The organism is Secundilactobacillus pentosiphilus, assembly GCF_002217985.1.
GTDB classification, from domain to species: domain Bacteria; phylum Bacillota; class Bacilli; order Lactobacillales; family Lactobacillaceae; genus Secundilactobacillus; species Secundilactobacillus pentosiphilus.
The window spans coordinates 14,473-25,700 of record NZ_BCMI01000013.1 but is presented as its reverse complement, the minus strand read 5'-3'; the positions used below and the strand labels follow the sequence as shown (position 1 = coordinate 25,700).

General features: G+C 44.7%; 11 protein-coding genes and 1 other annotated feature. All 11 genes read left to right on the top strand.

Annotated features, from left to right (window positions below; all coding sequences use genetic code 11):
* The first annotated feature begins 83 nt into the window (after positions 1-83).
* Complete coding sequence (locus CES81_RS07420) at positions 84-1,394, top strand: bifunctional folylpolyglutamate synthase/dihydrofolate synthase (RefSeq protein WP_089121277.1); 1,311 nt, start codon at positions 84-86, stop codon at positions 1,392-1,394.
* 192 nt (positions 1,395-1,586) lie between these two features.
* Entirely contained in the window at positions 1,587-2,591 is a 1,005-nt protein-coding gene (locus CES81_RS07415) for a rod shape-determining protein (RefSeq protein ID WP_089089291.1), read from the top strand.
* A gap of 238 nt (positions 2,592-2,829) precedes the next feature.
* A complete protein-coding gene (gene mreC, locus CES81_RS07410) occupies positions 2,830-3,693 on the top strand; it encodes a rod shape-determining protein MreC (protein WP_089089292.1) in 864 nt (287 codons plus the stop codon).
* A gap of 10 nt (positions 3,694-3,703) precedes the next feature.
* Positions 3,704-4,228: a rod shape-determining protein MreD gene (gene mreD / locus CES81_RS07405; protein WP_089089293.1), complete on the top strand. Its 525-nt coding sequence runs from the start codon at positions 3,704-3,706 to the stop codon at positions 4,226-4,228.
* A gap of 15 nt (positions 4,229-4,243) precedes the next feature.
* Positions 4,244-4,906: a septum site-determining protein MinC gene (locus CES81_RS07400; RefSeq protein WP_089121276.1), complete on the top strand. Its 663-nt coding sequence runs from the start codon at positions 4,244-4,246 to the stop codon at positions 4,904-4,906.
* Positions 4,907-4,911: 5 nt separating this feature from the next.
* Positions 4,912-5,715, top strand: coding sequence for a septum site-determining protein MinD (minD, locus tag CES81_RS07395; RefSeq protein ID WP_089121275.1), 804 nt, complete (start codon positions 4,912-4,914; stop codon positions 5,713-5,715).
* Positions 5,716-5,779: 64 nt separating this feature from the next.
* Positions 5,780-6,010: a binding site (T-box leader), on the top strand.
* Between the two features lie 158 nt (positions 6,011-6,168).
* Positions 6,169-6,813, top strand: coding sequence for an amino acid ABC transporter permease (locus CES81_RS07390; protein WP_089121274.1), 645 nt, complete (start codon positions 6,169-6,171; stop codon positions 6,811-6,813).
* Between the two features lie 20 nt (positions 6,814-6,833).
* The gene (locus tag CES81_RS07385; RefSeq protein WP_089089297.1) at positions 6,834-7,472 is read left to right on the top strand and encodes an amino acid ABC transporter ATP-binding protein; all 639 of its coding nucleotides are present in this window, start codon (positions 6,834-6,836) and stop codon (positions 7,470-7,472) included.
* A 16-nt stretch (positions 7,473-7,488) separates the two neighbouring features.
* Entirely contained in the window at positions 7,489-8,349 is an 861-nt protein-coding gene (locus tag CES81_RS07380) for an amino acid ABC transporter substrate-binding protein (RefSeq protein WP_089089298.1), read from the top strand.
* Positions 8,350-8,612: 263 nt separating this feature from the next.
* Positions 8,613-9,872, top strand: coding sequence for an EF-P 5-aminopentanol modification-associated protein YfmF (gene yfmF / locus CES81_RS07375; RefSeq protein ID WP_180949756.1), 1,260 nt, complete (start codon positions 8,613-8,615; stop codon positions 9,870-9,872).
* Positions 9,869-11,155, top strand: coding sequence for an EF-P 5-aminopentanol modification-associated protein YfmH (gene yfmH / locus CES81_RS07370; protein WP_089121272.1), 1,287 nt, complete (start codon positions 9,869-9,871; stop codon positions 11,153-11,155). The genes yfmF and yfmH overlap by 4 nt, the downstream gene beginning before the upstream one ends.
* The last annotated feature ends 73 nt before the right edge of the window (positions 11,156-11,228 follow it).

Genomic DNA, 11,228 nt, shown 5'->3' with positions numbered 1-11,228 from the left:
TATAATAAATTTCAGAATCAAGGGGGGCGGGATCAATATTGATTCCGCCCCTCTTTAAATGAGAAGAGTGGAGATTGATAGGAATGGTGGAGAGTTATGATGAGGCGTTAAATTTTATTCACGGTCGAACGAAGTTTAAGAAAAGCAAACATTTAAACCGAATGCAGAAATTCTTGGAGCTGCTCGGTGATCCGCAGCGAGAAATTTCGGCAATTCACGTTGCGGGGACGAACGGAAAAGGGTCCACGGTTGCTTATTTGAGAGACTTGCTAATGGCTCAAGGCTACACAGTTGGGACGTTTACGTCACCGTTTTTAGTTCGGTTTAACGAACGGATATCGGTTGACGGCAAGCCGATTTCCGATTCAGAACTGGTCAAATTAGTTAACCGGGTGCAACCCACTGTGGCCGACCTGGATGCTAATTACCCGGAAGGCGGACCCACCGAGTTTGAGATTATAACCGCAATGATGTTCTTGTACTTTAAGACTAGAGTTGATGTGGCCGTGGTTGAGGTTGGAATTGGCGGCTTGTTGGATTCAACCAACGTGTTTACACCAGCCGTTTCTGTCATCACAACGATTGGGTTCGACCACATGAAAATATTGGGGAATACGTTACCGGAAATTGCTGCTCAAAAAGCCGGTATAATTAAGCCAGCGGTGCCAGTTGTGGCGGGCCGGTTACCGGACTCGGCAATGCAGGTGGTTGAAAGGACGGCTGACTCAAACCAGAGCGCTTTGTATCGATTGGGTCACGAGGTAACGACTCGCATTAAATCAGAGACCGGCTGGCAGGAAAAATTCGACTACCAGTTTAACGATCAATTATTTAAAGGATTAAAGATCAGCATGCTCGGCGATTATCAAGTAGATAATGCCAGCTGTGCGTTAACCGCATTTATCCTGTATCAAAAACAGCACCACCAAAAGGTTAATCAGTCGGAGGTTGCGCGTTCCTTGGCAAAGACCACTTGGGCCGGCCGCTTTGAACCCCTTAATCAGGACCCCCTGATCGTGATCGACGGCGCCCATAACGAGCCCGCCATCGAAGAGTTAACGGCACTTTTAAAGCAGCGTTTCAGTGACAATGAAATCTACATTTTGTTCGGGGTCCTGGCCGATAAACAGCACGATAAAATGCTTTCAACTTTGCGGACAGTACCTAATCTGCACGTGATTTTAACCACTTTTCAAGGACCGGGGACCCGTGCAGTCACTGATCCGAAAGAACTAGCCAATCAGTACCGAGATGATCAGCGCATTGAAGTGATCGATAACTGGCAATTGGCGATTGGGACCGTCTTGCAGCGGATGTCAGCTGAAGATCTGTTTTTGATCACGGGGTCCTTATACTTTATTTCCGACGTTCGGGCCTTCTTTAAAGAGCCTTGATTCACCGTTGCTGGATACGTAATATTTAATTTCTTTTAAATCATAAATTAATACTTGCCAGACCACCCTATAATTAGTTATGCTTTTAATCGGCGAGTAGTTATTAAATTTTCGAGGTATGGTATAATAACACCTAGCAAATTAACAAGCAATCGAACGAGTGGTTGTGGCTAAATGAAGGGATGAAACAGATTGTTCGGATTAGGAACTAAAAACATTGGTATCGATCTTGGTACGGCCAACACAATTGTTTACGTGGACGGTAAGGGTATTGTTTTACGTGAACCATCAGTGGTCGCCAAGAATTCGAAAACCGGCGAAATTGTCTCAGTCGGTGAAGATGCAAGAGCAATGATTGGTCGGACACCAGCAAGTATCGTTGCCATTCGGCCAATGAAAGATGGCGTGATTGCCGATTATGATACGACCGTTGCAATGATGAAGTATTATATTCAAAAGACGTTGGGAACCTCTAATGGTAAGCCTTACGTCATGGTTTGTGTGCCTAGCGGTGTTACGGAAGTTGAAAAGCGTGCGGTTATTGACGCTACCCGTGTTGCGGGAGCCCGTGACGCATACGTACTTGAGGAACCGTTTGCTGCAGCCATTGGTGCGGGCCTTCCCGTTATGGATCCAACTGGTAGCATGGTTGTTGATATTGGTGGCGGAACTACTGACGTTGCTACCATTTCACTGGGTGGGATCGTTTCGAGCCGTTCAATTCGGATGGCCGGCGACAAGCTGGACGAAGCGATTGTTGCCTACGTTCGCCAGCACTTTAATTTATTGATCGGTGAACGGACGGCTGAACAGTTGAAGTGGGATATTGGTTCCGCTTCAAAGGAAGCCGTTAAAGAAGATGACGGTGCTTCAATCAGAGGTCGGGATCTTATTACAGGTCTGCCTAAGACGATTGATGTTTCAGCCGCAGATATTGCAGAAGCCATTCACGAATCAGTTGAAGAAATTATTGGTGCAGTTAAAGAAACACTTGAAGAAACTTCCCCTGAAATTGCAGCTGATGTGATTGACCACGGGATTGTTTTGACTGGTGGCGGTGCTTTATTGCATAATTTACCAGACGTTATTGCGGATGCGACTAAGGTACCAGTCTTTATTGCTAACGATCCACTTGACTGTGTTGCTATTGGGACTGGCGAGTCACTTAAATCCATCGACGTAATGAAAAAGAAATAGCATTCGGGAGTGGGGCATTAGTTCTGGGAAATTTGTTGAATGCGGTACTTTCGTGTTTAACCACTTAGAACACCTCCAGCCGTGTAAGCAAATAATTCCGTATGTTCATTTTCAGAACATACGGAATTATTTACTTACAGGCAATCTGGAAAAATGTCGCGCTTTTTAATGTATGCATAATGTAGAAAGAGAACGGGTCGATTTGGTCGGCCCACTCTCCAATCACTGGAGGACGATCATGAATAAATTCTTTTCAAACCGACGATTAGTGATTGTGATTGTTTGTCTAATTGTCAGTTTTGGGTTAATGAGTGTCTCTGTTGCCATCCGCAACAAACGTTCGACACCGCCTATGATTCAACAGTTTGGTAACGATGTTGTTGGTTTAGTTAACCGTGTCGTTGCCTGGCCTGTTAGTGGCCTGAAGGGATCGGTTACTGGTTTTTCCGATTTAATGAATACCTATCAGGAAAATCAGCGGCTTAAAGGCCAAGTCCAAGAACTGGCACAGACTAAAGTTCATGATCAAGCCGTTAATCAAGAAAATAAAAAATTAAAGAAAGAGCTTAAGCTGGCCCATTCTCTGACCGACTATTCACCGGTCAACGCTACCGTCATTGCGCGTACACCTTCTGCTTGGCAGAATCAAGTGATCATCGATAAGGGTAGTGCAGCCGGAATCAAGAAGAATATGCCGGTACTATCGGGTTCAGGAATCGTTGGCCGAATTTCTGAGGTCAATCGGACTAATAGTAAAGTTGAACTGCTTTCAAACAGCAGTGAATCGGCTAACCGGTTTGCCGTGACAATTGCGAATAAAGCTGGTCAGAATGTTCACGGAATTGTCTCAGGCTATAACCGTGATAAGAATCTTATCGAAATGGGTAACGTCACCTCGAAGACAAAGATTGAGAAGGGTGACAAAGTTTCAACTAGTGGCTTGGGTGGCGTTATGCCAGCCGGGCTCTTCGTTGGTACCGTGGTAAGCACTGGGACCGATAATTACGGGTTAGCGTCTAAAATTTCAATCAAACCAGCCACGAACTTATCTGAATTGAGTGCCGTGACCGTTGCTATTCGACAAGCTCAAACAACCAATTAAGGAGGCAATTATGTTACGAGTAACTAAATTACGTTACGGCTTTCCAATTGGGTTGTTCCTGTTCTTTTACTTCGATGGCGTCTTGGGAGCAGCATTCCCACGGCAGCTTTTTAGCGTACCGTATGCTATGAGCAGCTATTTGGTTGTTTTATGGCTGGTCTTTGCCGTTTTCTTTGAGGATAATCTTCAGATTCCGCTTGGTATCTGGGCGGCTATTGCAGGTGGCCTATTTGATGTTTATTACACGGGTATTTGGGGTATCTTTGTGTTTGTTTTTCCAATTGTGATTGCACTGACAAAGGCTTGTTATAAGGCTTTTCCAATCAACTTTTTAAGTGGTTTGCTGGTTTATTTCATTGATATTACGGTCATTTGCACCCTGAGCTACTTCGGTAATTTGGTCGTTCATATGACCAGCGCATCATTCACGGATATGATGGTTGATTCGTTAGCACCAACGCTAGCCTATAATTTGGCAGCTTACGTGATACTGTACTTTCCAGTGCAATGGCTGTTCAATCGTTTGAAGAATTAAAAAGGGGTCGGGAGTATGCAAGCTGTAGTGTTACGCGGTAATCAGGATGGGTATCAACTTGTATTGGATCAAGCGGCAAGTTTTAAAGAAATCCAGGAGGCGCTTAGGGAGCTTCTGGATAACTTAGCGGCCGATTCCAATGCCACTAGTCAGATCAGTTTTGATGTGCTCAGTAATCGCCGGTTATTGACTGCTGAGCAGAATAAACAATTGGAACAGATTTTTAGTGATTATGATCATTTTCAGATTCATAAGGTGATTCCAGATGTGATTACCATTAAAGATGCCATTCATTTAAAGGAGCAGGACAATGTTCATCTCGCAACCCAGACGATTCGTAACGGACAGACGCTGGAGTTAAAGGGTGATGTTTTGTACCTGGGACTGATCAACGAAGGCGGCCGCCTATTAACTACCGGCAATATTTACGTCTTGGGGTCGGTGTTTGGCATTCTGCAAGCTGGCTATCCAAGTGGTGAAGATAAAGTTGTGATTGGTGATCTGCAGCACGCACAACAAGTTCGGATTGGTGAACAAATTAGTATTGTGGAAGCTGATCAGCCGGTTGAAGGCAGTCAGACAGTTGCATACGTTAACGACCTGCACGTATTGGAATATGGTCAATTAAGTGATTTAAAAACGATTAATCCGAGGATTTATCACCAAATGGGAGGCTAACAAAGATGGGAAAATCAATTGTAATCACCTCTGGTAAGGGAGGGGTCGGCAAGACAACTTCAAGTGCCAATATTGGAACCGCCCTGGCGTTAATGGGCAAGCGGGTCTGCTTGGTCGATTTAGATATTGGCCTTAGAAACCTGGACGTTATCCTTGGCTTAGATAACCGAATTATCTTTGACATTGTTGACGTCGTGGAAGGCCGTGCCAAATTGGCACAGGCCTTGGTTAAGGATAAGCGGTTCGATGATCAGCTATACTTGCTGCCAGCCGCACAGAACACGGATAAAACAGCGCTTACTGAAGACCAAGCTAAAGCCATCGTAGATGAACTGAAAGAAGAATTCGACTACGTTTTAATTGATTGTCCAGCCGGAATTGAACAGGGCTTTCTTAATGCGGTTGCGGGTGCCGATGCTGCCATTATTGTAACTACGCCGGAAATATCGGCAGTTCGTGATGCTGATCGGGTAGTCGGCTTATTAGAGAAGAATCCGCTCAAAGAAGAATCACACCTGATTATTAACCGAATTCGCGGACATATGATGGCTGACGGTGAGGCCATGGATGTAGATGAGATTACGCATCACCTTGGCTTGCCGCTGCTAGGCATCGTTTTGGATGATGACGAAGTGATTGCTACTTCTAATCGTGGGGAACCCATTGTTTTGGAGTCTGAGAACCCAGCAGGCCGCTGTTATCGCGACATTGCCCGTCGTTTGGAAGGCGAGACAGTGCCGTTAATGAAAATTCAGCAGCCAAAAACCGGTCTTTGGTCCAAAATTACGCACTGGTTTTCTCGCGGCTAACAGTAATTTCCGAATGAGAGTTGACAAGGAACTTATTTAAGATATAATGAGAATTAATCTAATAAAACAAACGTTGATCAGACTAGTAGTTAAGTTTAGTTAATCAGAGAACCCGCGCAGATGAGAACCGGGTATTTAAGCTTGATGAATCACATCTGGGAGTTGACTTTCTGAACGAAGTAGGAAAGCTCCGGTAAGCTCGTTATCGCTGAAGTTTATTATATAAACTTACTGAGGTTGGCTGTGTGAGCAGTCAGCGAATCAGAGGTGGAACCGCGAAATTATCGTCCTCTTGGCTTAATTGCTAAGAGGACTTTTTAATTTCATTAATAAACTTTGTGAGGATTGCTGCGTAAGCAGTAGTCGAATTAGAGGTGGAACCGCGATATTGTCGCCCTCTTGAGCTGTTAATCAGTTCAAGAGGGCTTTTTTCATTAAGAAGGGGGAGACATTATGTTACATTATGTATCTGAAATATTACCGTCACTATTGAGTGGTGCCTGGATGACCATCAATATATTCTTCTGGACGCTGATTGCTTCGATTCCGCTCGGTATTCTGGGGAGTTTAGGGTTAACGTCAAAAATTGCCCCACTTCGCTGGATTTTGAAGTTCTACGTGTGGCTGATGCGAGGAACGCCGCTGTTACTGCAATTGATTTTTGTCTTTTACGGGCTGCCGATTGTTGGTATTATTTTCCAACGTTATGACGCTGCGTTGTTTGCATTTATTCTGAATTATACAGCCTATTTTGCCGAAATCTTCCGTGGCGGTTTTCAAGCCATTGACCCAGGTCAGTTTGAAAGCGCACGGGTGCTTCGGTTAACCCGCGGTCAGACACTTATAAAAATTGTGATTCCGCAAGTGGTCAAGATCGTTGTGCCATCAATTGGTAACGAAACGATCAATTTGATCAAGGATTCATCGTTAGTTTACGTTATCGGCTTGGGTGATCTGCTGCGTGCCGGCAACGTGGCTACTGCTAGAGACGTTACATTATTGCCGCTAGTCTTAGTTGGAATCATCTACCTGCTGATGACCGCTGTTGCCACCTTTGTTCTTCGTAAGGTTGAGCAGCACTACCGGGCATGGCGATAAGTTAGAGAGGGGAAACGCATATGCTAGAACTTAAAAATATTAAAAAGCAGTTTAGCGGTCGCACGATTTTGGATAATTTCAATATGCAGGTACCAGACAACCAAATCACCACGATTGTCGGCCCATCAGGCGCTGGTAAAACGACCCTATTACGTTGTATTAGCGGTTTGGAAAAAACGAATTCAGGGTCGTTCATTTTGGATGGCAAGTCCTTCGATCCGGCTAATAACCGGGACAATGACAACGTTATCGGGGTTGTTTTTCAAGACTTCCAACTCTTCCCTAATTTAACCGTTTTAGACAATATTACTTTGGCACCGCAATTAGTACTCAAGCAGTCGAAGAAAGAATCTGAAAAGCAGGCTCAAAAGCTGATCGACCAGTTGAATTTGACGGGTAAAGAAAGTTTATACCCCTACGAGCTGTCTGGCGGCCAAAAGCAGCGAGTGGCCATTGTACGGGCGTTAGCAATGAACCCCAAGATTCTGTGCTATGATGAGCCAACCAGTGCGTTGGATCCAGATTTACGGCACACGGTGGAAAATATTATTCTTGGTTTGAAAAAGGACAATATGACCCAAATCGTGGTGACTCACGATATGGAGTTTGCTAAAAACATTGCTGATCAAATTGTTCGTGTTGAACCAATTAAAGCTTAGTGGGGAGGAAAAAAGCATGAAAAAAAGCGTGAAGAAAATTTGGCTTTGTCTGATCATGCTGGTCTGCACCGTCTCACTACTGTCTGGCTGCAGCGGTATCAGTGTTGGTAAGCGGGCGAACCACGTTGACAACTGGAACCGAATCCAAAAACGGGGTTACGTTACCGTTGGTTTAGATGATACTTTCGTACCGATGGGCTTTCGTCAAAAGAGCGGCAAACTGGTTGGCTACGATGTTGATTTAGCTAGAGCGTTGTTTCGACTATACGGGATCAAAGTCAGCTTCCAATCAATCGACTGGTCAATGAACGCGACTGAGCTGAATAACGGTACGATTGACCTCATTTGGAACGGCTACTCGAAGACCCCTCAACGTGAAAAGAAGGTGGCCTTCAGTGATACTTACCTGCAAAATGATCAGACACTGGTCTCGTTAAGAAAGAATCACATTAATTCCTTTGCAGACATGCAGGGAAAGACGTTAGGTGCGCAAGCAGGTTCATCTGGTGCGCAGGATATCAGTCAGTATCCCAACATGCTGAAAAACCGGATTAAAGGAAAATCACCCGTGTTGTATGATTCGTTTACTAATGCATTTATTGATTTAAACGCTGGCCGGATCCAAGGGATGGTCATTGATTCAACCTATGCTGGTTACTACATTAACCATGAAAGTAATCCTAAAGACTACCAGATTACTAACGGCTCGTTTCCGAAAGAACAGTTTGGCGTTGGTATGCGTAAGACCGATAAAACCATGCGTTACAAGATCAATCGCGGGTTAAAGGTCTTAGCTAAAAATGGGACGTTAGCTAAAATTAATCACAAGTGGTTTGGTAACAGTGCTGATTCACCGTTGTTAAAGAATAATCAGTAGTTTTAAATCGAAAGTGCGTGATAAAACTTGGTAGCTCTCAGGATTTAACTAAAATAGTGTCTGTTCCGGCGAACTTTGTCGGGACAGGCACTGTTTTGGTTAAATGGTTGGAGCTGGTTGAAAGACTGATCAATACCGACTTAAGGTACGACCTTTTTAGTCAAAACGGTGCGCAAATATTTTTATTTTTTCAATCCAAAAGGGTGGCGTTTTAGCGATAAATCATCTAATATGGTTTGGTAATGTCCAAAGGAGGGCTAAATTTGCCAAAGCAATTAGCAAAGGGCGTGTGGTTAAACGTCATTCCAACGACCCAGTTCAAAACGATCAGTATGACGGTTGATTTTATCGCACCTGGCAACGTTCAGGAGTTATCCAACCGAATTTTATTAGCACAGCTGCTGGAGACCAGTAGTGCTGACTACCCGACGCAGACGTCACTAGCACGCAAGCTTTCGATGATGTATGGCGCCAGCTATGGCGTCAACGTTTTTCGGTATGGCTTGCAGGAGGGCTTGCGTTTTTCAAGTACCATTATTAACGACCGTTTTATTGGCAGCGAATCACTGCTAAGCGAAATGGTGAAATTCTTATACAGCGTGATTTACCGACCGCTAGTTACCGATGATGCTTTTGAGGCGGTTACGTTTGGTCGCCAAAAGCAAAACTTGCTGGCTTATTTGAAATCGCTGAACGATGACAAACAGTATTACGCTGAACAGCAGTTAAGCCAGCTTTATTTTAAGAACGAACCGTTTTTCGCTACTAGTTTGTATGGTGATGCACAAACGATCGGTGCCATTAGTGCTAAGACACTCTATTCGACTTATCAGGAACTGCTTTCAACCAATCAGATTCAAATTACGGTGGCCGGTGATGTTGCTGAAGCTGATTTAGTTAACGCATTAGAAGAGTGGCAGTTGAAGGATCGCCAGGTTCATGATTCTGAGCTGATCTATCGGCGTCCGCAAGACGAGCTGGTGTCAAAAACTGAGGGGCAGCCTTTACAGCAGTCAAAACTTAACATTGCTTATAAGCTACCCGTTTATTATAGGGAGGCCGATTTTTATAAAGCGTTAGTATTTAACGGTTTGTTTGGCGGTACGCCGATTTCCATGCTGTTTAAAAACGTCCGGGAAAAGAATAGTCTAGCCTACTATGCTTCCAGCCGCTTTGACGGCTTTACGGGTACGCTGCTTGTCCAAACGGGAATCGACCAAGCCAACGAAGCAGCCGTGAAAGCCATTATTGCGGAACAGTTGGATGCCATTGCTAAGGGTGAATTTAGCGACGAACTTTTAAATCAGGTGGTTGCGAGTTTGATTAATGGCAGGGAGTCGCGTTTGGATTCTCAACGGGCACTGGTCAACCAAGCCATGCTTGATCAGCTGCTTCATAGTAGTGTCAGCGCACCCGATTGGGTCAAACAGATCAAACGGGTGACACGAGAAGATGTTGCAGCCATTGCGAAAAAAGTTTCGCTGCAAGCAGTCTACTTTTTGAAGGGAGAAGACGCCAAATGAAACAACAGCACTATTCAGATTTAGGCGAAACGCTCTATTCAGAAACGCTTAGTAATGGTTTACGTGTTTATTTATTGCCTAAAGCTGGCTTTCATAAAACCTACGCTGTGATGACGACGGATTACGGTTCGATCGACCAGTCTTTTGTGCCGTTGAACGGGACGGCGCCAGTTACCCAGCCGGCTGGGATTGCACACTTCCTGGAGCACAAAATGTTTGAGAAAGCCGACCATGATGCATTTGATACGTTCGCTCACTTTGGCGGCAGTTCTAATGCGTTTACCAGTTTTACGCATACCAGTTACCTGTTTTCCGCCACTCATCATTTGCAGGAAAACTTAGAAACGCTGCTGGATTTTGTGCAGGACCCTTATTTTACTGAGCAAACGGTCAACAAGGAAAAGGGGATTATCGGTCAGGAAATTCAAATGTATCAAGATGATCCTAATTCTCGGGCTTACTTTGGGACCATTGCTAACCTTTACCCCAACCAGCCATTAGCGGACGATATTGCGGGATCGCTTGAGTCGATCGATAAGATTAAGCCGGATGACCTTTACCTTGCTCACCAGACGTTTTATCATCCCAGCAATATGAGCCTGTTTGTGGTTGGCCGGCTGGAACCGGCCGAAACACTGGCTTGGATTAAAGCTAATCAGTCAGCAAAGCAATTTGCAAAGCCGGCGCCCATCAAGCGAATCTTACCGCTAGCATCACCAAGAGTGATTGAACACAAGCGGCTGGAAATGCCGGTAGAACGACCAAAAGCAACAATCGGTATTCGTGGGATGGATGAATTACCAACTGGTATTGACCGGTTAAAGTATGAGGACGCATTGTCGTTGGGCTTCACACTTTTGCTGGGAGAAACGGCCCCGGACTTTTTGTCATTGTACGATAAGGGGATTATTGACGACAGCTTTGGCTATAATATTGAATTGCAACGCGGTGCCCACCACGTCATCATGGCGGGAGAGGCTGAAGATCCAGAAGCCTTTGAAAACGCCATAATCAGCATTCTGCAGCATGCAACTGATAAGCTGGCAGCGGCTAGCGACCGGTTTGAGGCTGTTCAACGTGAAGCGATTGGCAGCACGTTGGCATCGTTTAACTCCTTGGAGGCCATCGCTAATCAATTTGATGACCGGTTGTATGGTGAAGCAAGCTTATTTGACGAGGTTGGGGTTGTCAAAGCCTTGACGATGACTGATATCATACAGACCATGCAGCAATTTATCAGTTCAGCTGGTATTAGTCTTCAAGAAATTGTGCCTGGTCATTAAGAAAGCCTTAAAAAGTTGTCAGACAAGAATTCATCATTAAATCATGGCTTGACGTATGCTATACTAATACTGA